Raw genomic sequence first — 21,930 nt, 5'->3', positions numbered from 1 at the left:
CAAGCAGCGCGGGGGCTGCCGATAATCCGGCAAGTCATACGACAACAGATGACAAAAATAACAATCAGGAAACTTCCTCATGGCATCGGCTCACACTACGCAGACTCCCTTCAATCGCCTCCTGCTGACAGGCGCGGCAGGTGGCCTGGGCAAGGTATTGCGCGAAACGCTGCGTCCCTACGCGAACATTCTCCGACTGTCCGATATCGCCGAAATGGCTCCGGCCGCCGGCAGCCATGAAGAGGTCCAGGTCTGCGACCTCTCTGACAAGAACGCCGTTCATCAGTTGGTCGACGGCGTTGATGCCATTCTGCATTTCGGTGGCGTTTCCGTAGAGCGGCCGTTCGAGGAAATCCTTGGTGCCAACATCTGCGGTGTATTCCACATCTACGAAGCCGCCCGCCGTCACGGCGTGAAGCGCGTGATCTTCGCCAGCTCCAACCACGTCATCGGTTTCTACAAACAGGACGAAACCATCGACGCCCAGTCACCGCGCCGTCCGGACAGCTACTATGGCCTGTCCAAATCCTATGGCGAGGACATGGCCAGCTTTTACTTCGATCGCTACGGCATCGAAACCGTCAGCATCCGCATCGGTTCCTCGTTCCCGGAACCGCAGAACCGCCGGATGATGAGCACCTGGCTCAGCTTCGATGACCTGACCCAACTGCTCGAGCGCTCCCTGTATACACCCGATGTCGGCCACACCGTTGTGTACGGCGTGTCGGACAACAAGACCGTCTGGTGGGACAACCGTCTGGCCAGCCATCTGGGTTATACCCCCAAGGACAGCTCCGAAGTGTTTCGCGACAAGGTCGAAGCCCAGCCGATGCCAGCCGCCGATGATCCGGCCATGGTCTATCAGGGCGGCGCCTTCGTGGCTTCCGGGCCGTTTGGCGACGAGTAACTACCGCTCATCTACAACCTGAACAGTCTGGAGAAACGAGCGCCATGGATGCCGAACTGATTCTGGATGCGCAAAACGCTACCGGTGAGAGCCCTGTCTGGAGCGCCCGCGATCAGGCGCTGTATTGGGTCGACATCCCGGCAGGCCACCTGCATCGCTGGAGCGCACGCGATGGCAGCACCCGCCACTGGAAAGCCCCGCAGATGCTGGCTTGCATCGCGGCCGACGGCAAAGGTAGCTGGGTCGCAGGCATGGAGACCGGCCTGTTTCACCTGCAGCCCGGCGACAGTGAAAGCCTGACCGCCACACCTCTGGTCGAGGTGACGCACGCACAGTCCGGCATGCGCTTCAATGATGGTCGTTGCGACCGTCAGGGGCGTTTCTGGGCCGGCACGATGCTGATGGACATGAATGCCGGTGCCGTGGTCGGTGCAATGTATCGCTACAGCGCAGGACAACAGACGCTGGAACCGGTGCTGAAAGACTTCATCGTGCCCAACGGTCTGGCGTTCAGCCCCGACGGCAACACGATGTACCTGTCCGACTCGCACCCCAGCGTGCAGAAAATCTGGGCATTCGATTACGACACCGACAGCGGCACCCCACACAACCGCCGCCTGTTCGTGGACATGAACAACCATCCGGGTCGCCCGGATGGCGCAGCCATCGACGCCGATGGCTGCTACTGGATCTGCGGCAACGATGCCGGTCTGATCCATCGTTTCACCCCACAGGGCAAGCTCGACCAATCATTGATCGTGCCCGTGAAAAAACCCGCCATGTGCGCATTCGGCGGCACGAACATGGACACCCTGTTCGTGACCTCAATCCGCCCAGGCGGCGATCTGAGCGATCAACCACTCGCCGGTGGTGTGTTCGCTCTGCGGCCCGGCGTCAAAGGCCTGGAGGAGCCTGTTTTCCGGGATTGATCCACACACTGAGCCACCACACTGAAGCAACAGCACTGAACCCAATAGCACCGACCAAAAACAAGAAAATCGGAGATATCCATGGACTTCAAACGCACACTTCTCATCGCTGCACTTCCGCTCGCGTTCTGCATGTCTGGCATCGCGCAGGCCGAAGTAAAAATCAAGTTCGCCGAAGTGCACCCTGCCGGCTATCCGCCGGTTGTGGCCGAGCAGAACATGGGCAAAAAGCTGCAGGAAGAAACCAAGGGCGAGATCAGCTTCAAGATGTTCGCCGGTGGCGTGCTGGGCTCGGAGAAGGAAGTCGTCGAGCAGGTACAGTCCGGCGCCATCCAGATGACCCGCGTCAGCCTCGGCATCGTCGGCCCCGTAGTACCGGACGTCAATGCGTTCAACCTGCCGTTCGTATTCCGTGACCAGGCGCACATGCGCACCATCATCGATGGCGAAATCGGTCAGGAGATGCTCGACAAGATCACCAACTCCAACTTCAACATGGTCGCTCTGGCCTGGATGGACGGTGGCACACGCAACCTGTACACCAAGAAGCCGGTACGCAGCATCGCCGACCTCAAGGGCATGAAGATTCGCGTCCAGGGCAACCCGGTGTTCATCGACACCATCAATGACATGGGCGGCAACGGCATCGCCATGGCCACCGGCGAGATTTTCAGCGCCTTGCAGACCGGCGTGATTGACGGCGCGGAAAACAATCCACCGACCTACTTCCAGCACAACCACTACCAGAACGCCAAGTTCTACACCATGACCGAGCATTTGATCCTGCCGGAACCGGTGGTGATGTCGAAGACCACCTGGACCAAGCTCACCCCGGATCAGCAGACCCTGGTGAAAAAACTGGCGCGTGAAGCGCAGATGGAAGAGCGCGCGCTGTGGGACAAGGCATCGGCCGCTGACGAGGCCAAACTCAAGGCCGCAGGCGTGGAGTTCATCACCCTGACTCCAGAGCAGAAAAAAGCCTTTTATGACGCGACCCAGCCGGTGCGCGACAAATACGGCGCGCCTTACAAGGACCTGATCAGCCGCATCGAAGCGGTCCAGACCGATCCTGCGCTGATGGCAAAAACCCAAGCTGCCCAATAAGACAGTCCGATAACGCCGCGGGGGCGAGCGCCAGCTCGTTCGCCGCCGCTGTGGTGAGCCTCCATGAAAAATACGTTATTGCGCATCAACGACACGCTGTATCGAGTCTGTATCGGGATCGCGGGGCTGTCGGTCCTGACCATGACCCTGATCATTCCCTGGGGCATCTTTGCCCGTTACGTGCTGGGCAGCGGCTCCAGCTGGCCGGAACCGGTCGCCATTCTGCTGATGGTGGTGTTCACCTTCTTCGGCGCAGCAGCCAGCTACCGCGCCGGCGCACACATGGCGGTGGCCATGGCGGTGGATCGCATGCCGATGCACCTGCGCAAAGTAGCCGTGGTGGTCGTGCAGATCCTGATGGCCATCGTTGCGCTGTTCATGATCTTCAAGGGTTTCAAGCTGTGCGCTACCACCTGGAACCAGTTTCTCGGTGAATTGCCCAGCCTGCGGGTCGGCATCTCGTACCTGCCCATTCCCATCGGCGGCATCGTGACCCTGATTTTCGTCCTGGAAAGGATGTTCCTGGGTGACCAGAGTCACCGCTCCGTCATGCGGTTCGACGTCATTGAAGAAAGCGAAGGTGCCGCATAAATGGACGCATTGATACTGTTGGGCAGCTTTATCGCACTGATCCTCATCGGCATGCCCGTGGCCTATGCGCTGGGTCTGTCGGCACTGATCGGTGCCTGGTGGATCGAGATCCCGGCCGACGCCCTGATGATTCAGATCGCGGGCGGCGTGAACAAATTCTCGCTGCTGGCGATTCCGTTCTTCGTGCTGGCCGGTGCGATCATGGCCGAAGGCGGCATGTCACGAAGGCTGGTGGCCTTTGCCGGGGTGCTGGTGGGCTTCGTACGCGGCGGGCTGTCACTGGTCAACATCGTGGCCTCGACCTTCTTTGGCGCAATCTCCGGTTCGTCCGTCGCGGACACCGCTTCGGTGGGTTCGGTGCTGATCCCGGAAATGGAACGCAACGGCTACCCTCGGGATTTCTCGACTGCCGTCACGGTGAGCGGCTCGGTGCAGGCCCTGCTGACACCTCCCAGCCACAACTCGGTGCTCTACTCGCTGGCCGCAGGCGGCACGGTGTCCATCGCGTCGCTGTTCATGGCCGGGATCATGCCGGGCCTGTTGCTCAGTGCGGTGATGATGGGCCTGTGCATGATCTTCGCCCGCAAGCGCAACTACCCGAAAGGCGAAGTGATTCCGATGCGCCAGGCGCTGAAGATTGCTGGCGAAGCGCTGTGGGGCATGATGGCCCTGGTGATCATTCTGGGCGGCATCCTGTCCGGCGTGTTCACGGCGACCGAATCGGCCTCCATCGCCGTGGTCTGGTCGTTCTTCGTGACCATGTTCATCTACCGTGACTACAAGTGGCGCGACCTGCCCAAGCTGATGCACCGGGCGGCACGGACCATTTCCATCGTGATGATTCTGATCGGTTTCGCCGCCAGCTTCGGGTACATCCTGACGCTGATGGAAATTCCGATGAAGATCACCACGGCGTTTCTGACCCTGTCGGACAACCGTTACGTGATCCTGATGTGCATCAACGTGATGTTGCTGCTGTTGGGCACCATCATGGACATGGCACCGCTCATCCTGATCCTGACGCCGATCCTGCTGCCCGTGATTACCAGTGTCGGCGTAGACCCGGTGCACTTCGGCATGATCATGCTGGTCAACCTCGGTATCGGCCTGATCACACCGCCGGTGGGTGCAGTGCTGTTCGTGGGCGCGGCGGTGGGTAAAGTCACCATCGAAGCGACCGTAAAAGCCCTGCTGCCATTCTACCTGGCCCTGTTCATGGTTCTGATGCTGGTGACCTACATTCCGGCAATCTCGCTTTGGCTGCCAGGCGCTGTGCTCTGAACCTTCGTTACTGACTGTCAGCCCTCGCGAGCGCCTGTTCGCGAGGGTCGTGACAGCGCCGCTTTTTCCAGCCAAGGAGGCTGGTCCCGCATGTCCGCCCCTGCCCTGTTCCCCCGCCACATCGCCGTCCTGATACTGGCGCTGCTGGCTTGTTCCTTTGCCGGCAATCACATTGCCGCACGCATTGCCTTCGACCATGACACCGGCCTGCTGCTGGCGATTCTGTGTCGCTCCGGTGTCACCCTGCTGGTGCTGGTCAGTCTGGTGTTGCTGCAACGCGAACGGCTCAACCTGCCCGCCAGCACCTGGCGCTGGCAACTGCTGCTGGGATTGCTGATCGCGACCCAGAGCTTCTGCATCTACTCGGCCGTGGCACGTATCCCGGTCGCACTGGCCTTGCTGGTGGTCAACGTCTCACCGATCCTGCTGGCGCTGCTGACCTGGGCGCTGGGCGGTGCGGCACCGACGCGCCGGGCTGCGGCACTAATGGGCCTGATCCTGTTCGGTCTGGTGCTGGCACTCGACGTGCCGCACCGGCTGTCCAACCCCGGCAGCAGCGAGCCACAGTGGCTGGAAGGCATTGCCTACGCCTTTACCGCAGCGGTGGTGTTTGCCTTCGCGCTGTGGATCACCGACAACAAGCTGTCCAGCATGCGCGGGACAGTACGCAGCATGCTGACCATGGTTGTGGTGTTCATCGCTGCCGCCGTGGCCGGTGCCAGCGGCCTGCTGCCCGGCGGTGTGGACCTGCCGACAAGCCGCATCGGCTGGACCGCGCTGGCCAGTCTGGTACTGCTGTATGGCGTTGGTTTTTCCCTGCTGTTCATCTGCATGGCACGCCTGGACATCGCCCGCAATGCGCCGGTCATGAACATCGAACCGGTGGCGAGCCTGCTGTTTGGCTGGTTGATTCTTGATCAACTGCTCAGCAGCGGCCAGGTCATCGGTGGGTTGATCGTGGTCAGTGGTATCGTCCTGCTGACCTGGCGTCGCGCCACACCGCCTTCACCGCCGAAATCCGTCACTTCCGAAAAGGCTCCGTACCATGCCCGCGAACGTTCTGACCCTTGAAGACGGCCTGACCCGGCTGACCCTTGCCCCCGAGACAGGCGGCAGCCTCGTCAACTGGACGGTCCTGAGCAGCGGCCAGCCCTTGCTGCGCCCCAGTTCCGATGAAGCCCTGGCCGCAGGCACGCCTCGCAAACTGGCGCTCTACCCGCTGGCACCCTGGTCCAACCGGATCGGCAACGGCGGCTTCGACACACCCGATGGCTGGCTCGCCCTGTCGCCCAATAGCGCCAACGATGCGCTGCCCATTCACGGCAGCGCCTGGCAGCAGGCCTGGCACGTGAGCGAGCAGAGCGATACACACGTCTGCCTGCAACTCGACAGCCAGATTCCCTTCGCCTATCAAGCCCGGCTGCGCTACACGCTGCGCGACGGCCAGCTGAGTATCGAGTTGCGTACCACCCATCTGGACACACGCGCCGCCTGGCACGGGCTGGGGCTGCACCCCTACCTGCCGCGCACGCCGCACACACGCCTGCAGGCCAACGCCTCACAGGTCTGGCTGTGCGACAAAGCGGGTCTACCCACTGAGCTGCGGGACCTGCCCGCCGACTGGGATTTCCGCCACGGCAACGCGCTGCCCCACTCCAAACTGGACAACGGCTTCACCCAATGGGATGGACGTGGCGTCATCCGCCAGACGGATCTGGGTTACGAACTGCACTGTGAGGCCAGCGGCAGCGAGTACTTTCTGGTGTTCTGCCCGCAGGACCTGGACTTCTTCTGCTTTGAACCGGTCAGCCACCCGGTCAACGCCCACCACCTGCCGGGGCACCCTGGGTTGCAACTGTTGCAGCGTGGCGAGTCCATGACGCTGGGGTTCAGCCTGCTCTATCGGGCGCTTTAGCCTGTCGATTCAGGGTGAGATGATCAGCATCGAGGGGCCTTTCAGCTGAGTCAGCCCCGAAGCGCTGGCGCACTCGTTGCTCACTTTCGAATCAAGGTTTCCCAGCACGAAAACAGTCATCGCTTTGGCCCCCTTGTAACGACCGTCCACAATGCTTCCCGTACCGACAAGGAGGGTCGTGAGCTTATCTTCCTCCCTCTCAAGGCTTGCGTTGAACGTGTAGGTACTGGTGACGCGGTCATTCCACCTGATCACCCACGTGATGGGCGAGGCCAGGGTGCGCAGCGCCTGGCAGGAGAACGTCGCCTGAAAGCGTTGCTCCGATGAAGCACTGACGGCCAGATCCGAGTCCCGGGAAACGCAGGCACCCCAGTAGCTCCTGGCTGAGACAGTGACCAGGCGATTGTCATTGGCAAGCCCCGGTGACCACACGATGGTGTGTATTCCGGTTGTGCAGATCACGAGAGGTTCAGCCTCAGCGACTGCCCGTTCAGGTGCGATGAGAAGGGCTGTGAGCCCGCAGGTCAACAGCGCTGAACCCAGGCAAATCAGACCGGACAAACACCGCTCGGCAACAAGACGCATGATCGGCTCCGTGAACGTGACGATGTTCACCTACCGATGTATCAGCCTGGGTTGTCGGTTTCTACTGTCAGAAATGACAGGAGTCGGGATATACCATTGACATATCCCAAATAGAATTTACTCTGAGTTGTCCCTCGCCCAGCCACGGAGTGATTTCTCATGGAGCAATCAACAGTATTCAAAATTAATCGCAGCCAAGCCGTTCGACTGCCTAAGGCGCTGGCGCTTCCAGACGATGTGAAACGCGTGGATGTTGTCGCTGTGGGCAGAACCCGCATCATTTCGCCAGCGGGTGAAACGTGGAACAGCTGGTTCGATGGCGACAGCGTCAGCGCCGACTTCATGACAGAGCGAGAGCAGCCCGCCGATCAGTTGCGTGAATCGTTCTGATGCTGAGGTACATGCTCGATACGAATATCTGCATCTTCACAATCAAGAACAAACCACTGTCCGTACGTGAAGCGTTCAATCTTCATCATGGCCAGCTATGTATCAGTGCTATCACCTTGATGGAGCTCATTTACGGCGCTGAAAAGTCAGTGAGCCCTGAAAGAAACCTGGCCGTCGTCGAAGGCTTTGCTGCGCGCCTGGAGGTCCTTCCATACGATCGTAATGCTGCTGCCCACACTGGGATGATCAGGGCAGAGTTGGCCAGATCTGGCACACCTATTGGTCCTTACGACCAGATGATTGCCGGCCATGCCCGCTCTCTCGGGCTGGAGGTCATCACAAATAACCTGCGCGAATTCCGTCGCGTCGAGGGCTTGCGCGTAAACGACTGGGTCGTTTAGTCAGCCCGTTACAGCCGATAACGCTATCCGTCCCGCCAGACCCGATAAAACTCCGTCCAATTCCCCTTTTTCCCCTGTGATCCGTTCCCGCTGCGCCTGCGTAACACAAAGGCGTTCCGAACCAAAACCAGACAACGACGATCAGAAGGTGGATCATGAGCATCACTGCCAGTCTCAGGACCTTCTGCCACTTGTCCACCCCATCCAGCGATTCGCCGATAAACCGACTTTGGATCAACGAAGTCAATGCCGTGGCCCGCCAGCAGGACCGCGACAGCTTCATGCGCATTTACGATCACTTCGCGCCGCGTCTGTTGCGTTACCTGACCGGGTTGAACGTGCCGGAAGGTCAGGCCGAAGAACTGGTGCAGGAGGTGCTGCTCAGGCTTTGGCACAAGGCCGATACGTTCGACCCGAGCAAGGCGAGCCTGGGCACCTGGCTGTTCCGGATTGCGCGCAACCTGTACATCGACAGTGTGCGCAAGGACCGGGGCTGGGTGCAGGTGCAGAACTCGCTGGAACAGCTTGAACGGCTGGAGGCACCGCAGGACCGCACGCTCGATTACAGCCAGCGTCAGGAGCAACAACTGGCCACGGCCATCCAGAACCTGCCGACGGATCAAGCCAAGGTGCTACGCATGTCCTATTTCGAGGCGCTCAGCCATCGCGAAATTTCCGAACGTCTCGGTATGCCGCTGGGCACCGTCAAGTCCTGCCTGCGACTGGCCTTCCAGAAACTGCGCTCCCGGATCGAGGAGTCCTGATGAATATGTTAAGACACCCGGATGATTCGACACTGATCAGCTACGCCGCTGGCGCGCTGGCACAAAGCATCGCGCTGGTCACAGCAGCGCATCTGGAGCGTTGTCCGGTATGCCGGGCAAGGTTGAGGGAGGCAGAACAGATCGGCGGCGTGCTGATGCAGCAGCACAGCAGCACCGTAGTGCCGTTGCGTGGACGCGCCGCGATGCTTGAGCGTCTGAAAGAACCCGCTTCGCAGCAGAACCCGGCGATCAACCCATTGCTGGCCTCCAATGAAGACCCCGACTTGCTGCCCGCGTGCCTGCAGGCGCATTTCGGCCAGTACCTGAGTCAGCTGAAGTGGAAAACGCTCGCGCCCGGCGTGCAGCGCGTGCGGGCTGAAGGTATCGCGCAGGGCACTCTCATGCTGCTGAAAAGCGCGCCCGGCGTCAGCATGCCGATGCACAGTCACAGTGGCAGTGAAATGACCATGGTACTCAAGGGTTCCTTCCAGGACGAAATGGGCGATTTCAAGGCAGGCGACATCGCCGATCTGGACAGTGACGTCCATCACCAGCCTGTCGCCGATGGAGAATGCATCTGCCTGCTCGCCACCGATTCACCACTGCGTTTTCACGGCCTGTTTGCGCGCATCATGCAGCCGTTCATCGGTATCTGACTGAACGGCTGCAACGCAGCTGTCAGCGCTGAATGCCGACACCCAGCGAGGCCAGCGCGTCCCAGTAGCCTGGGTACGTCTTGCCGACGCAGTCCGGGTCCAGAATGCGGATACCGGCGATCTTCAGCCCCGCCAGCGCGAAGCACATGGCGATGCGATGGTCGGCGTGGGTGTCGATCAAAGCATCGACCGTCGTACCCGCGAGTGCCGGATTGGCGTTCACCACCAGATCATCCCCCTCCTCGACCGCCAGCCCCGGCGCAATCGCACACAGGCCATGGGACAGCGCCGAAATGCGGTCGCACTCCTTCACACGCAGGTTGGCAATGCCGACAAAACGCACCGGCTGATTATTGAACGCGGCCAGCACGGCCAGGGTCGGAATGGCGTCCTGCATCTGAGAGCCGTCGATCACCGCCGGCATGTTCGGGAAACGGGCGATGATGTGGCTCGCCAGCGCGTCGGGCTGAGTGAATGCGTCAGTGGCGACACCCAGATCGATATCGCCCTGGGTCAGTGCCTGCGCGGCCCACAGGTAGGTCGCTGCGGACGCGTCCGGTTCGATGTGGAAATCTGTGGCGCGATAGCCGGTGGCCGAGACTTTCCAGGCGGCGTCGCCAATGGCCTGAACTTCGGCGCCGAACGCCTGCATCGCCGCCAGGGTCAGGTCGACGTAACCACGTGCACCGATCTCGCTGCCAGTCAGGGCGACTTCCAGCGGCCCCTTGCCACAGGCACCGGCCATCAGCAGTGCCGACACGTACTGACTGGACAGATTGCCATCGATCTCAATGCGCCCGGCAGCCAGACCGCCCTTGCCTTTGATGGCGACCGGCGGGCAGCCGGTCGGTGCGCTGACTTCAACGCCCATACGCTGCAAGGCGTCGACCAATGGGCCAATCGGGCGCTTGCGCATGTACTCGTCGCCATCGACCACGAAGTCGCCTTCGAAGTTGGCCAGTGCAGCGGTCAGAAAGCGCGTCGCGGTCCCGGCATTACCCAGAAACAGCGCCTGCTGCGGCGCCTGCCAATGGCCGGAACTGGTGACCACGAAGGTGCTGTCATCCGGTTCGTCGACCCGCACACCCATCAGGCGCAGGGCCTCGGACATCACGCGGGTATCGTCACTTTTCAGCGCGCCGGTCAGGCGGCTGGTGCCTTTCGCCAGACCGGCCAGCAGCAGGGCGCGGTTGGTAATGGACTTGGAGCCGGGCGGGCTGACACGCCCGACCAGCGGGCGCTCGACAGGCAAAACAGTGAGAGTGGCTTGAGATCGCATGATGTCCCTGAGCGTCAGCGGAAAAATGGCGATCCTAGCACGAGCAAGGCGCAGCGTTCATGGGGCAACGCAGGCCTTTTGGCAAGAACGCAGCCTCAACCCTGACCACCCGACAGCTTCTGCAACTCGGTATTGGCCGCCTGCAGTTGATGACGGTTGGTCGCCACGTCGGTGACGTCGTAGATCACCAGACACACATGGCTGATTTCCCCTGTGGTCGAGCGCAGCGGGAAAAGTGTGGTGTTCTGGTACATGAATTCTTCCTGCCCGGTGATCGGCTGGTAGTTCTTGAAGCGCACCAGATAAGGCCGCTGCTCCCAGATCGTGAACGCTGGCGTGCCCAGGGTCACGACGTTGTCGATCTTCTTGCTGAACCACGCCTGGTTAACGTCGGGAAACAGTTCGAAGAAGGTCTTGCCGATGGCCACGTAAGGCACCACGCCAGAGCGGTTCTCCATGAAGGTGTTCCAGACCGACACCTGATAGTTCAGGTCGAGCACCACGATGCCCACGTCGATGTTTTGCGTGACGGCCAGCAACCAATGCAGCTCGTTGATTTCGATAGCGTTGCTCATGGGGTCAGCTCATCAGGTAGGCGAGTTTTTTGGTCAGCAGGTCGACCGAGTCTTCAGTGAACAGCATCAGCAGATCGAAATGAATGTTGTGACCTTCCACGCTGTAACTGATCTCCACCGCCAGGGTCTTCTTCCAGCGCTGGCTATTGATGCGGATCAGCTCATCAATACCGCCCTGAGCACCCAGCAATTGTGGATGGCCTTGTGAAAAGGCGATATCGATCTGCTCGGCAATACCGCTCAGGCAGGCACCAATCAGAATCGTGGACAGGTCCAGCAGCATTTCCATGTCGGATGAGTCGGGCGAATTGCCGCCCATCAGCTTTGACACGCCGGAGATTTCCGAGTCGTGAAAGATCAAGAGCGCTTCACCGGCAATGCCGCCACCGATGTAACCCTGACAGACTGCCGTAAGACGCTGGTCACTGTGCGCATCGGCGAGCGCCATGTGCAACTCGCCCACCTCGAGCATGTTCACGTTCGGCACCGGCAACTGCACAAACACGCCCAGCACCTTGGCCAGCAATGCGGCAGCCCGGCCCATGGCGACGTTGACCGTTTCGCGGAACGCATCCTGAAAGCTGATGATGCCCTGCCCCGCCGTATGCTGCGTGGCCACAGCGACAGGCAGTGCAGAAGGCTTGCCCAGCAGACCGAGGCGTTCGAGCGTGCTTTTGAGTTCGTCGGGATCGGCCGGTTTTTTCAGGAAAGCCAGCGCGCCCAACTCCATGACACGGCGTACGGCTTCGTCCTGCACGTCCCCGGAGACCACGATGACCTTGGCGTCCAGCTGCTCTTCACGAATCGCTGCCAGAGTCTGGTAACCGTCCATGACCGGCATGGTCAGGTCCAGCAGCACGACCTTGCCCAAGCCTTTGCGGATCGCTTCCAAGCCTTCCTGCCCTTGGGTCGCCATTGTCACCGACACATCCCAGTCGGCAGGCAAAGCCCGCATCAACTGCTTTCGCGCCATGTTGGAGTCGTCGCATATCAATAGCGCAAGAGTGGACATCGTGTAGTTCTCACTGCAAAAAATCAGGCTGCCAAGGGCAGATAGCATCGGTACGGCAACGGGACTAAAACGATTACAGATCAACTGACTGCAAAACCTGTGTCATGATAGATATCATATAGACATCACTCCCGCCACATCTCGAAGTGACACGCTGTCATAGTAGAAGAGTTTCATAAGCCGTCACGTATTGAAACTGATCGTTGTCAGCATTGGCCCACCGCCCGTATTTTTCCCGATGCCTGTCAAATCGGACGGAATGGACATATGATCAAATGATAGATTTACAAACAATCATTCGATAGTAGAGGTGAATCATGTCTCTCGCCATCCGCGACTATCATCCGGCGATGGTCCAGAAGCAGGATTTCTGGCAAAAGCTGGGCATCCCGCCCCGTGGCGACAGCCTGTACACGGCGCTGCGCAACGGATTGCCCTATGAAATTTTCGAGCGTCTGGCGCAGTACACCGACCTCAACCGCTCCACCCTGGCCGAGCATCTGGGTATTGCGCCCGCGACGCTGCAACGTCGGCTGAAGGTGCGTCAGTTCAATCCAGAAGAAAGTGACCGCCTGTTTCGCCTAGCGGCGGTGTACAAGGCGACGCTGGATCTGTTCGAAGACGATACTGAAGCCACTCGCCTCTGGCTGGCCAACCCGGTCAAGGGCCTCGGCAATCGACGTCCTCTGGAAATGCTCGCCACGTCTGCCGAAGCGCAGGCCGTGCTCGACCTGATCGGTCGTCTGGAACACGGAGTCGTGGCTTGATCGCTGTCTATCGCCTGGTCAAGCGCAAGTGGCTGGCCCAGGCACTCGACGGTGAAGGCGCAAAACTCTACGGGGGACGCTGGAACAGTAAAGGCAACGCCTGCGTGTATTGCGCGGGCAGCGAATCACTGGCGCTGCTGGAAGTGCTGGTTCATCTGGGCAACGCGGCGGTGGCGCAGCACTATGCGATGCTTGAGCTAAAGATATCTGAAGAACACATCCTCAATGCGCGCCTCGATACCCTGCCGCCCGACTGGCGCGACGAACCGGCGCCACCCGCTACCGCGTCGTTCGGAGATGCCTGGCTGGCGTCCAACGACAGTCTGGCGCTGGCAGTGCCCAGCGTGATCATTGCGCGGGAATACAACTACCTGCTCAACGTGCGGCATCCGGCGTTCAACACTGTGGTGGCGACAGCCCGGGAACTGGATTTTGTAATAGATGCCCGTCTGGGTGGAATCAAATCCTGAAGCATGCAGGCGCGGCCTCGCAGCAAATACCGACTGCTGAAGAAACGCTGAGACCTGCTTCTGTCCGGAGGGCGTGAGCGCTTTCGGTGATTACGACGGCCGCCTCTATCAAACAACCTGTAACCCACTGAAGAGACAAGCCCCCACGGTGTCCGGTGTCTGGTGCGCAACATCACTACGTCGAAGACGTGGGGAGCCTCACGCGGTTCTGGTGGCTGCTGAACGCGTGAGCATCTCCCTGGCCCAGCCTGTTTATCCAACAAGCCTCACTCCGTAACCGGCAGCGGCATGTTCTTTGGCCACAGCAGCCAGATATTACCCTTCTGCTTCATGTCACCGGCCAGCTTGCCTGCCTCTTCACCCGTTCCCCAGAACAGGTCGGCGCGCACCTCACCCGCAATGGCACCGCCGGTGTCCTGCGCCGCCACCGGACGCACCACGCTGCTGCCATCCGGCCGAGTGGTAGACAGCCACAGCAGACTGCCCAGTGGAATGACCTTGCGGTCGATCGCCACGCTGTAGCCAGCCGTCAGCGGCACATTGAGCGAACCGCGTGGGCCTTCGTTGCTGTCAGGATTACGACCGAAGAACACATAGCTGGGGTTGCTCGCCAACAGCTCGGGAACGCGCTGAGGATTGGCCTTGGCCCAACCGGAGATGGCGCCCATGGTGACCTCTTCCTTTTTCAACTGGCCCTGCTCCACCAGCCAGCGGCCGATGGCCCGATAGGGCCGTCCGTTCTGATCGGCGTACGCCAGACGCACTTGTGAGCCATCGTCCAGACGTACGCGGCCCGACCCCTGGATCTGCAGGAATTGCAGGTCCATCGGATCGGTCAGCCAGGCCACGATCGGCGCGTTCAGGCCATTGGCACCGATGGTGGCGGCATCGTCATAGGGCTTGAGCACCCGGCCGTCCAGACGACCGCGCAGGCGCTTGCCCTTCAGCTCGGGATAGATGCTGTCCAGATTGACCACAATCAAATCATCCGGAACGCCATACACCCGCACGTTCGCCGTTGCCGTCTGGGTCAGGCTGCCGGGATAGACCGGTTCGTAATAACCCGTGATCAAACCGTCGGCACTGCCGCTGTCGGCGCGCAGGCTGTAGACCTGCAGCTGGTCATGCAAAAACTTCTGGATCTGCTCGACACTCGGCACAGGCTCCAGGCTGGCCGCCGCCGCACAGGTCGGCCCCCAGACTGCGTCGGCTTTCAAACGGGTGCACGCGCTGCGCCATGAGGTGAAACCGGCCAGCAGATCGGCATCGGACACAGCGGGAAGCGCTTCCCAACTGGCCTGAGCGTACGTGGTGTGAGGCGTTTTCGGCGCAGTGGCAGGCTTGTCGGACTTGTCACATGCCACCAGCATCGCCGCCAGCGGAAGGACCAGCGCCAGGCGCCGGTGCCAGGGTTTGAAAGAGAACGTCATCAGCGCGAATCCTTTTACAGCCGCAGCAGGCTTGGGTTGAAAAAGCGCCATTGTGGCCCAGCCGGGCGCTCTGACCTAGCGCCCGATGGACAGATATACGAAACCTTCATCTCATAGGTTGTGTAGATGACTGCCATTGCCAACGGTGATTTCCGCTAACGATCCGCACTTTCTAGAATGAACCCACTTTTGAAGACATCCGACCCTTGAGGACTGATATGCGTATTGAAATCGGCATCAACGAGCAGGATCGCCAACAGATTGTCGACGGCCTGTCACACCTGCTTTCCGACACTTATGTGCTGTACCTGAAAACCCACAATTTCCACTGGAACGTCACCGGCCCGATGTTTCGTACCCTGCACTTGCTGTTTGAAGAGCAGTACACCGAACTGGCCACCGCCGTGGATTCCATTGCAGAACGTATCCGCGCGCTGGGCTTCCCGGCTCCAGGCACCTACTCGACCTACGCTCGCCTGTCTTCGATCAAGGAAGAACCGGGCGTGCCGGATGCAGCAGAGATGATCAGGCAACTGGTGGAAGGTCAGGAAGCCGTGGTTCGTACCGCACGCGGCCTGTTCCCGCTGCTGGAAAAAGTCAGCGACGAACCCACCGCCGACCTGTTGACCCAGCGCATGCAGGTGCATGAAAAGGCTGCGTGGATGTTGCGTACGTTGCTGGAAGGGAATTGACCCCGAGGTTGCAGGTGCTGCCTGAGCTGCGCATCAGCTTTCTATTCGAAGGCTGCGAAGCTTGACGAGCAAGCCTACTCACCATGATTGACTTCGAATCGGTCCATTCCAGAGGGGTACGGAAAACCGGATACACTCAAATCAGCTCCCAAGTGCCATTGACCTGTTTGCAAAATGTGTTTTCCTGCTTCTCTGCAGACCCGCTGGCAGACTCGAGACTCACGCTCACCGGCTTGCATGCTGTCTCGGTCGCCACCTTTTCGGAGGGCAGGGAGGGTATCGAATCCAGATCGAACGCCTGCGTCTCCTTGCTGGCCGAGACGTCCATGGTATCGAGATTGGCCGCTGAAGCCGCTCGCCTGGCGACGGCTTCAGACTTGGACAGAACGCAATCCTTGTGCACATACCCTACCGTGACACCTTTGCGCCCCACCAGAATCCAGTCGCCGGTCGAGCCCACAGCGGTGAATTCGGTGTTGCTCGGCAAGCCGCCCACCTTGTCGGCCTGCATATCAGGCGCCGCACGCACGTTCACGCCAGAGCGGGTAACGTAAGGCGCGTTGATCAGTTTCATCGAAGGCACCGCCTGAACCTGTGGGGCGCGTCTGACTTCAACGGTTCTGGTCGCCGCGTACTCCCTGCCCTGGCTGATTTGCGCGGTCGCACTGGAGTGATCGGAGCGCCAGACCGCCGGCGGTGGCACCGAAACAGTGACCGGCTGATTGAGCACTTCCTGAGTGCGCAATGCCAGTGCCTGCTGATCCCTGTCATCGAGCATATGGCCAATACGGTTGCCAACGTAACCACCAATACCAGCAGCGATCACCGCCGCTGCAATCTGCCCGTTGCCCTTGCCAATCGCAGAACCTACCGCCAGGCCAGCCAGACCACCAATCATCGTGCCGGCCTGTTGCTTGCTGATACCCATTTGTGCGCATCCGGACAGCGAAGTCGCAATGGACAACGCCAGGATCGATGAAACGACTTTACTGCGCATGAATTGAATGACTCCCTTTTGAAACATCTCACTGTGTGTTGAGCAGTGGCTTGGTGAGGTTGTACAGCATGGCCTCGGCGGACATGGCCCAATGCGCGACGCCCGCCATAAAGGTCGGCCCCTGCTCGATATTTTTGAAGGCTGTGCGGTAACCCGAAGATTGAAGAATCGCGTTGTCGGCAAACAGCGGAATTATCACGATCAGGCCGACTGCCACCGCCTTGAATGCCCACAAACGCTTTTGGATGAAATCGTGCTGTTTGAAAGCTGAAAGCACCAACCCGACGATGTTGAGAGCGCCCATGAAAAGACCACTCAACAATGACCAGGGCACGAACCACATGTTCTTCAGAACAGTGAGGCCCTGCTCGCCATGAATATCTGTGTGGGCCACATCGTCGGCCATGTTGCTGGCGATACCGTTGAGGTATTTATTGAATTGCTCGCGACTGGCGAGCAGGTCCATCCCCTCGACGTACAGAGGTCCGAGCGCGTGTCTGGCCATGTGGCGGACTTCAGGCGTATTGGCGATACCCTTGCGGTTGCGTATGCCGGCAGTGATCGACCTGGCGTAGTCTTCGACGCTCGGTCGAGAGACTGATGCATCAATCTGTTTCGACAGATCGAGAAGCCTGCGCTCATTGCCCGGCACGCCGCTCGAGCGCGCTTTCTCGATGCCGGCATATTGACGGGCAATGTCGTTAAGGGTTGGAATCACTTCTGTCTGTAATCGCAGGTACAGAGCGTCCGCGTTGCGACGGGTATAGCCTCTGAATACAGCGGCGGCGAAACCCTGAAAATTTCGGTCGATCTGCTCGACGTAGGACGCCTGAACGCTCATCAATACACCGAGGTTGGCAATGAAAGCCTTGCCCTCTCCTGTGTCTCGGTATTCCTGATAAGGGATACCAGGAATCTGCAGGGAATCGTAAAGCAGGCCTTTTTTGGTGACGTAAGCATAAAGGCTGTAGACCCGCAGACTCGCGGGAAACTCTTCGGCGATGACATCCGGCGCCACGCCCTGTGCCCACCAGGTCGATGGTGCCAGGAGCAGGGTACTGAGCAGAAGTGAGCGGTAAAGATAGCGCCAGTGGCCCCATTTTCCATGAGCCCACAGGCACAGGCGCCATGCCAACAGGCAGACGCTCACGGCAGCGAGAACCTGCCCGTAGATCTCCAGGGTCTGCAACTGCCGAAGGGGAATATCGGCGCCCGCCTTGTTCAACAATTCTGCGTTGAAAAGCAGGCCAGCGATCAGGCAAAGGCCGTTCAGTACAGCGAGTACCACGAGCGGCATCCAACGATTCCTTGTCAGAGGGAGAACCGGCAGTCCTGCGCGTCCTGTAAACGCACTCGCGGAAAAACCAGCTCTGCATCTTGCCAGCCGATCACGGGTCACGCCAGCCATTTGGGCTCAAGTGTCCGCTGTCTGCGTGATCCATGATGCTGATTGAGCGGCTCGCACTCTTCGCAAGGAAACCGTCACTTCAACTGATTGGCAAACCGCCCTACCGCACCCACCACCTGCTTGGCACCTTCCTGAATCTCGACGATGACCGAACCGGCCTCGTTGGCCAGCAGCAAGCCCTGTTCGGCCTGGCTACGGCTGTTGGCCATGCCGCGCACGGCCTCGTCGGCCAGTGCCTGGTTCTGCTGCACGACGCTGACGATCTCTTCGGTTGCGGCGCTGGTGCGGCCGGCCAGTTGTCTGACTTCATCGGCCACTACTGCGAACCCACGGCCCTGCTCGCCTGCGCGGGCGGCCTCGATGGCGGCGTTGAGCGCCAGCAGGTTGGTTTGTTGGGCAATGCCGCCGATGGTCTGGACGATGGAGCTGATCAGCAGCGATTGCTTGCCCAGTGCCTCGATGCCTGACGACGCCGACTCCATCTCCTGAGAAATCTTGCGCATGGTCTGTACGGTGTTTTGCACCACATCCGCGCCACGCTGGGCGCTCACATCGGTCTGCTGGGAGATCTCGAAGGCCACGCTCGCCGCCTGACTGACGTCTTCTTCGCGGGCGACCTGGTCGGTCACCACGGTCGCGAACTTGACGACCTTGTAGAGCTTGCCCTGGGCATCGTGAACGGGGTTGTAGGTCGCTTCCAGCCAGACATCACGGCCACTGCTGTCGACGCGTTTGAACCGGCTGGCGACGAACTCGCCGCGGTTCAACGTTGCCCAAAAATCCTTGTACGAAGCCTGGCTCACTTCATGTGGATCGCAGAACATACTGTGGTGCTTGCCCTTGATCTGCGCGAGGTTGTAGCCCATTCCGCGCAGGAATTGCTCATTGGCCGTCAAGACGTGGCCGGCAAGGTCGAACTCGATCACCGCCGTGGAGCGCAGCAACGCCTGAATGAACGCCGAGTTCTCGGCGGCGGTTTCAACGGTCTGCGTGATGTCCGAACCGTAGCACTGCAGAGTCAGCAGCTTGCCGCTGTCATCCAGAACCGGCTGCCACATGGCGCGAATCCACGCCAGAGTGCCGTCTGCACGCAGAAAGCGGTAGTTGTCGATAACCGACTCGCCTTTCTGCACCGCAGCTTTGAGGTTCCGGTAGCAGTCGAGCTGCTTGACGTAGCTCGGCACCAGGTCGTCTAGGTTTTTGCCAAGCAGTTGTTCGGCGTTGTAGCCGAGCATTTTGAGGAAGTTATCGTTGGCGTGAGCGATACAGTTGCTGGCATCGATGCTCAGTCCCACCATGCGTGCGTCGATACCCTTCTGCATCTGCCGATAGACGGACAACTCGGCCTGCTGTGCCTGTAATTCCTTTTTCAAGCGAGTATTGAACATGACTGCACCGTTCGTGTGGGTTGTACGACGTTATCGGCACAAGCGTAGACGGGATTAGTCCACTTTGTCTGAAATGCGAAGCTGCTTCGGATCCCGGCAAAATTTCACGACTCGGGCTAACCTCTACCCGCATGGTCATGATGGCCACCGGGCTAGGCGCGTTGTATCCAAGCCTTCCACCCCTGAAACTTCCCCTCGCTTGAAGCGCAGGCAACCTCGAAAAGCGTCGGGATACACGTTCCTTGCTGGAGTCAAACACCTCATATGAAAGCAATCATTACCGGCATTACGGGTCAGGACGGCGCTTATCTGGCGCAATTGCTCCTTGAGAAAGGCTATACCGTTTACGGCACTTATCGCCGGACCAGCTCTGTCAATTTCTGGCGCATCGAGGAACTCGGGATTCAGCACGATGCCAATCTGCATCTGGTCGAGTACGACCTGACCGACCTGTCCGCCAGTATCCGCTTGCTGCAAAACACCGAGGCCACCGAGATCTACAATCTCGCAGCGCAGAGTTTTGTTGGCGTGTCATTCGAACAGCCTCTGACAACCGCCCAGATAACCGGTATCGGCGCGGTCAACCTGCTGGAGGCAATCCGGATCGTCAATCCGAAAATCCGCTTTTATCAAGCCTCGACGTCCGAGATGTTCGGTAAGGTTCAGTCCATTCCTCAGGTTGAAAGCACACCGTTCTATCCACGCAGCCCCTACGGCGTCGCCAAGCTCTATGCGCACTGGATGACGATCAATTACCGTGAGTCCTACGGCATCTTTGGCGCCAGCGGCATCCTGTTCAACCACGAATCACCTCTGCGCGGCCGCGAATTCGTGACGCGCAAGATCACCGACTCGGTCGCCAAGATAAAGATGGGCCTCATGGACGCCTTCGAACTGGGCAACATGGATGCCAAGCGCGACTGGGGGTTTGCCAAGGAGTACGTCGAAGGCATGTGGCGGATGCTGCAGGCTGACACGCCGGACAGCTTTGTACTGGCCACCAACCGTACCGAGACTGTCCGCAGTTTCGTGAGCATGGCGTTCAAGGCCACAGGCGTCACTGTTCAGTGGGAAGGCGAGGCTGAATCCGAGCGCGGTATCGATGCGGCCACCGGCAAGGTTCTGGTCTCGGTCAATCCGAAGTTCTACCGGCCTACTGAAGTGGAACTGTTGATCGGTAATCCTGCCAAAGCCCGTGAAGTACTGGGTTGGGAACCGAAGACCAACCTTGAGGAACTGTGCCGCATGATGGTTGAAGCGGATCTCCGTCGAAACGAAAAAGGTTTTTCCTTCTGATGAGCATCGCCGGTAAACGCGCATTGATAACGGGCATCCACGGTTTCACGGGAAGCTTCATGGCCACCGAACTCGCGGCCCAGGGTTGCGAGGTCGTCGGCATGGGCAGCCAGCCGTCGGACAACGATAACTACCATCAGGTCGATCTGCTGGATGTGAACGGCCTGACTGCACTGTTTACCAGGATCCAGCCGGATATCGTCGTCCACCTCGCCGCGCTGGCCTTCGTGGGTCACGGCTCACCGGAAGCGTTCTATCAGGTGAATCTGATCGGTACACGCAACCTGCTGGAGGCCATCGACGCCAGCGGAAAAACGCCCGAGTGCGTCCTGCTTGCCAGCAGTGCCAACGTCTACGGCAATGCGTCCTCCGGCATGCTGGATGAAACGACGATTCCCGCTCCCGCCAACGACTATGCCGTGAGCAAGCTTGCCATGGAGTACATGGCAAGCCTCTGGCACGGCCGGCTGCCGCTGGTGATCACGCGCCCGTTCAACTACACCGGGGTCGGGCAGGCCGAAAACTTCCTGCTGCCCAAGATCGTGTCCCACTTCACAAGAAGGGAGAGCACCATCGAACTGGGCAACCTGGACGTATGGCGAGATTTCAGCGATGTACGCGCCGTTACCAGCGCCTATAGGGGTTTGCTCGAAGCCCGACCTCTGGGCAAGACCCTCAACGTGTGCTCGGGCGTGACGCACTCGCTGCGTGAGGTGATCGAGATGTGCCAGGACATTACCGGGCATGAGATCGAGGTTCGCGTGAACCCTGATTTCGTTCGCGACAATGAAGTGAAGACGTTGTGTGGGTGCAACGTCCGGCTCAAACGATCAGTGCCGGGATGGAGCACGCCGCCCCTGCGCGAAACCCTGGAATGGATGTTGTCTGCCCGCTGATGATCGATTGTCTGAACAGGCCGGTTGTACACGTCCACTGGACCTGTTCGAAACGGGCCGCGCTGACGCTGTCAGTCAGGCCCGGTGAAACACGCAGTCGCGGGTTTTACCGATTTGCAGCGCTTCGTTCGAGCTTCTATCCAGCCTTGGCTTCCCACAGCCGGTCAAAATGATTGCAAATACAAGTCGTGAAGCTG

At 59.7% G+C, this 21,930-nt stretch carries 23 protein-coding genes and 2 pseudogenes; 16 read left to right on the top strand and 9 right to left on the bottom strand.

Going from position 1 to position 21,930, the window contains the following annotated elements; genetic code table 11:
- Positions 1 to 79: 79 nt before the first annotated feature.
- The 7 genes from KDX39_RS16720 (at position 80) to KDX39_RS16690 (ending at position 6,727) form a co-directional block, all read left to right on the top strand.
- Positions 80 to 907, top strand: coding sequence for an NAD-dependent epimerase/dehydratase family protein (locus tag KDX39_RS16720; RefSeq protein ID WP_231661120.1), 828 nt, complete (start codon positions 80 to 82; stop codon positions 905 to 907).
- A 44-nt stretch (positions 908 to 951) separates the two neighbouring features.
- Complete coding sequence (locus tag KDX39_RS16715; protein ID WP_231661119.1) at positions 952 to 1,836, top strand: glucurono-1,5-lactonase; 885 nt, start codon at positions 952 to 954, stop codon at positions 1,834 to 1,836.
- Positions 1,837 to 1,917: 81 nt separating this feature from the next.
- On the top strand, positions 1,918 to 2,940 hold the full coding sequence (locus KDX39_RS16710) for a TRAP transporter substrate-binding protein (protein WP_231661118.1): 1,023 nt from the start codon (positions 1,918 to 1,920) through the stop codon (positions 2,938 to 2,940).
- Between the two features lie 63 nt (positions 2,941 to 3,003).
- Complete coding sequence (locus tag KDX39_RS16705) at positions 3,004 to 3,531, top strand: TRAP transporter small permease (protein WP_231661117.1); 528 nt, start codon at positions 3,004 to 3,006, stop codon at positions 3,529 to 3,531.
- The gene (locus KDX39_RS16700; RefSeq protein ID WP_099226746.1) at positions 3,532 to 4,812 is read left to right on the top strand and encodes a TRAP transporter large permease; all 1,281 of its coding nucleotides are present in this window, start codon (positions 3,532 to 3,534) and stop codon (positions 4,810 to 4,812) included. It begins immediately after the preceding gene.
- Positions 4,813 to 4,902: 90 nt separating this feature from the next.
- Positions 4,903 to 5,883, top strand: coding sequence for an EamA family transporter (locus KDX39_RS16695; protein WP_231661116.1), 981 nt, complete (start codon positions 4,903 to 4,905; stop codon positions 5,881 to 5,883).
- Positions 5,858 to 6,727: an aldose 1-epimerase gene (locus tag KDX39_RS16690; protein WP_231661115.1), complete on the top strand. Its 870-nt coding sequence runs from the start codon at positions 5,858 to 5,860 to the stop codon at positions 6,725 to 6,727. The genes KDX39_RS16695 and KDX39_RS16690 overlap by 26 nt, the downstream gene beginning before the upstream one ends.
- Positions 6,728 to 6,736: 9 nt before the next feature.
- Here the strand turns inward: KDX39_RS16690 and KDX39_RS16685 are convergent, their stop codons facing one another.
- Positions 6,737 to 7,312, bottom strand: a complete 576-nt coding sequence (locus KDX39_RS16685) for a hypothetical protein (protein ID WP_231661114.1) — start codon at positions 7,310 to 7,312, stop codon at positions 6,737 to 6,739.
- A gap of 159 nt (positions 7,313 to 7,471) precedes the next feature.
- Here KDX39_RS16685 and vapB point away from each other — a divergent pair, with 159 nt between their 5' ends.
- The 4 genes from vapB (at position 7,472) to KDX39_RS16665 (ending at position 9,523) form a co-directional block, all read left to right on the top strand.
- Positions 7,472 to 7,702, top strand: coding sequence for a type II toxin-antitoxin system VapB family antitoxin (gene vapB, locus KDX39_RS16680; protein WP_231661113.1), 231 nt, complete (start codon positions 7,472 to 7,474; stop codon positions 7,700 to 7,702).
- On the top strand, positions 7,702 to 8,103 hold the full coding sequence (vapC, locus tag KDX39_RS16675) for a type II toxin-antitoxin system tRNA(fMet)-specific endonuclease VapC (RefSeq protein WP_231661112.1): 402 nt from the start codon (positions 7,702 to 7,704) through the stop codon (positions 8,101 to 8,103). The genes vapB and vapC overlap by 1 nt, the downstream gene beginning before the upstream one ends.
- 251 nt (positions 8,104 to 8,354) lie before the next feature.
- Positions 8,355 to 8,867, top strand: a complete 513-nt coding sequence (locus tag KDX39_RS16670; protein WP_231661193.1) for a sigma-70 family RNA polymerase sigma factor — start codon at positions 8,355 to 8,357, stop codon at positions 8,865 to 8,867.
- Positions 8,867 to 9,523 (top strand): ChrR family anti-sigma-E factor, encoded by a 657-nt coding sequence (locus KDX39_RS16665; protein ID WP_231661111.1) that lies wholly within the window; start codon positions 8,867 to 8,869, stop codon positions 9,521 to 9,523. The genes KDX39_RS16670 and KDX39_RS16665 overlap by 1 nt, the downstream gene beginning before the upstream one ends.
- Positions 9,524 to 9,545: 22 nt before the next feature.
- Here the strand turns inward: KDX39_RS16665 and aroA are convergent, their stop codons facing one another.
- The 3 genes from aroA to KDX39_RS16650 all read right to left on the bottom strand — a co-directional run bounded on the left by aroA (position 9,546) and on the right by KDX39_RS16650 (position 12,389).
- Positions 9,546 to 10,802 carry a 3-phosphoshikimate 1-carboxyvinyltransferase gene (aroA, locus tag KDX39_RS16660; protein WP_231661110.1) on the bottom strand — a complete coding sequence of 419 codons (1,257 nt, stop codon included), beginning with the start codon at positions 10,800 to 10,802 and terminating at the stop codon, positions 9,546 to 9,548.
- Between the two features lie 95 nt (positions 10,803 to 10,897).
- The gene (locus tag KDX39_RS16655) at positions 10,898 to 11,377 is read right to left on the bottom strand and encodes a PAS domain-containing protein (protein WP_210042734.1); all 480 of its coding nucleotides are present in this window, start codon (positions 11,375 to 11,377) and stop codon (positions 10,898 to 10,900) included.
- Between the two features lie 4 nt (positions 11,378 to 11,381).
- Complete coding sequence (locus KDX39_RS16650) at positions 11,382 to 12,389, bottom strand: response regulator (RefSeq protein ID WP_231661109.1); 1,008 nt, start codon at positions 12,387 to 12,389, stop codon at positions 11,382 to 11,384.
- Positions 12,390 to 12,706: 317 nt separating this feature from the next.
- Between KDX39_RS16650 and parS the strand changes: the two genes are divergently transcribed.
- Together parS and KDX39_RS16640 are read left to right on the top strand one after the other, a co-directional pair.
- Positions 12,707 to 13,156 carry a type II RES/Xre toxin-antitoxin system antitoxin gene (gene parS, locus KDX39_RS16645; protein WP_231661108.1) on the top strand — a complete coding sequence of 150 codons (450 nt, stop codon included), beginning with the start codon at positions 12,707 to 12,709 and terminating at the stop codon, positions 13,154 to 13,156.
- Positions 13,153 to 13,626: an RES family NAD+ phosphorylase gene (locus KDX39_RS16640; protein ID WP_231661107.1), complete on the top strand. Its 474-nt coding sequence runs from the start codon at positions 13,153 to 13,155 to the stop codon at positions 13,624 to 13,626. Before parS ends, KDX39_RS16640 begins: the two co-directional genes overlap by 4 nt.
- Positions 13,627 to 13,892: 266 nt before the next feature.
- Here the strand turns inward: KDX39_RS16640 and mltA are convergent, their stop codons facing one another.
- A complete protein-coding gene (gene mltA / locus KDX39_RS16635) occupies positions 13,893 to 15,056 on the bottom strand; it encodes a murein transglycosylase A (RefSeq protein ID WP_231661106.1) in 1,164 nt (387 codons plus the stop codon).
- Positions 15,057 to 15,274: 218 nt separating this feature from the next.
- Between mltA and KDX39_RS16630 the strand changes: the two genes are divergently transcribed.
- Positions 15,275 to 15,748: a Dps family protein gene (locus tag KDX39_RS16630; protein ID WP_004883263.1), complete on the top strand. Its 474-nt coding sequence runs from the start codon at positions 15,275 to 15,277 to the stop codon at positions 15,746 to 15,748.
- A gap of 136 nt (positions 15,749 to 15,884) precedes the next feature.
- On the opposite strand, the gene KDX39_RS16625 is transcribed toward KDX39_RS16630, so the two are convergent.
- The 4 genes and pseudogenes from KDX39_RS16625 to KDX39_RS26645 all read right to left on the bottom strand — a co-directional run.
- Positions 15,885 to 16,745, bottom strand: a complete 861-nt coding sequence (locus KDX39_RS16625) for an SH3 domain-containing protein (RefSeq protein ID WP_231661105.1) — start codon at positions 16,743 to 16,745, stop codon at positions 15,885 to 15,887.
- A 28-nt stretch (positions 16,746 to 16,773) separates the two neighbouring features.
- Positions 16,774 to 18,042 (bottom strand): hypothetical protein, encoded by a 1,269-nt coding sequence (locus tag KDX39_RS16620; RefSeq protein WP_231661104.1) that lies wholly within the window; start codon positions 18,040 to 18,042, stop codon positions 16,774 to 16,776.
- Positions 18,043 to 18,227: 185 nt separating this feature from the next.
- Positions 18,228 to 18,662, bottom strand: a pseudogene (locus KDX39_RS26650) (methyl-accepting chemotaxis protein); the annotation flags it as partial.
- Between the two features lie 153 nt (positions 18,663 to 18,815).
- Positions 18,816 to 19,388: pseudogene (locus tag KDX39_RS26645) on the bottom strand (PAS domain-containing protein); the annotation flags it as partial.
- Positions 19,389 to 19,805: 417 nt separating this feature from the next.
- Here KDX39_RS26645 and gmd point away from each other — a divergent pair.
- Positions 19,806 to 20,837 carry a GDP-mannose 4,6-dehydratase gene (gene gmd, locus KDX39_RS16610; RefSeq protein WP_099226728.1) on the top strand — a complete coding sequence of 344 codons (1,032 nt, stop codon included), beginning with the start codon at positions 19,806 to 19,808 and terminating at the stop codon, positions 20,835 to 20,837.
- Positions 20,837 to 21,733 (top strand): GDP-mannose 4,6-dehydratase, encoded by an 897-nt coding sequence (locus tag KDX39_RS16605; RefSeq protein ID WP_231661102.1) that lies wholly within the window; start codon positions 20,837 to 20,839, stop codon positions 21,731 to 21,733. The genes gmd and KDX39_RS16605 overlap by 1 nt, the downstream gene beginning before the upstream one ends.
- The last annotated feature ends 197 nt before the right edge of the window (positions 21,734 to 21,930 follow it).

The sequence above is a fragment of the Pseudomonas sp. CDFA 610 genome (assembly GCF_021147865.1).
GTDB lineage: Bacteria > Pseudomonadota > Gammaproteobacteria > Pseudomonadales > Pseudomonadaceae > Aquipseudomonas > Aquipseudomonas alliivorans.
This window is presented reverse-complemented; position numbering and strand designations above follow the sequence as displayed.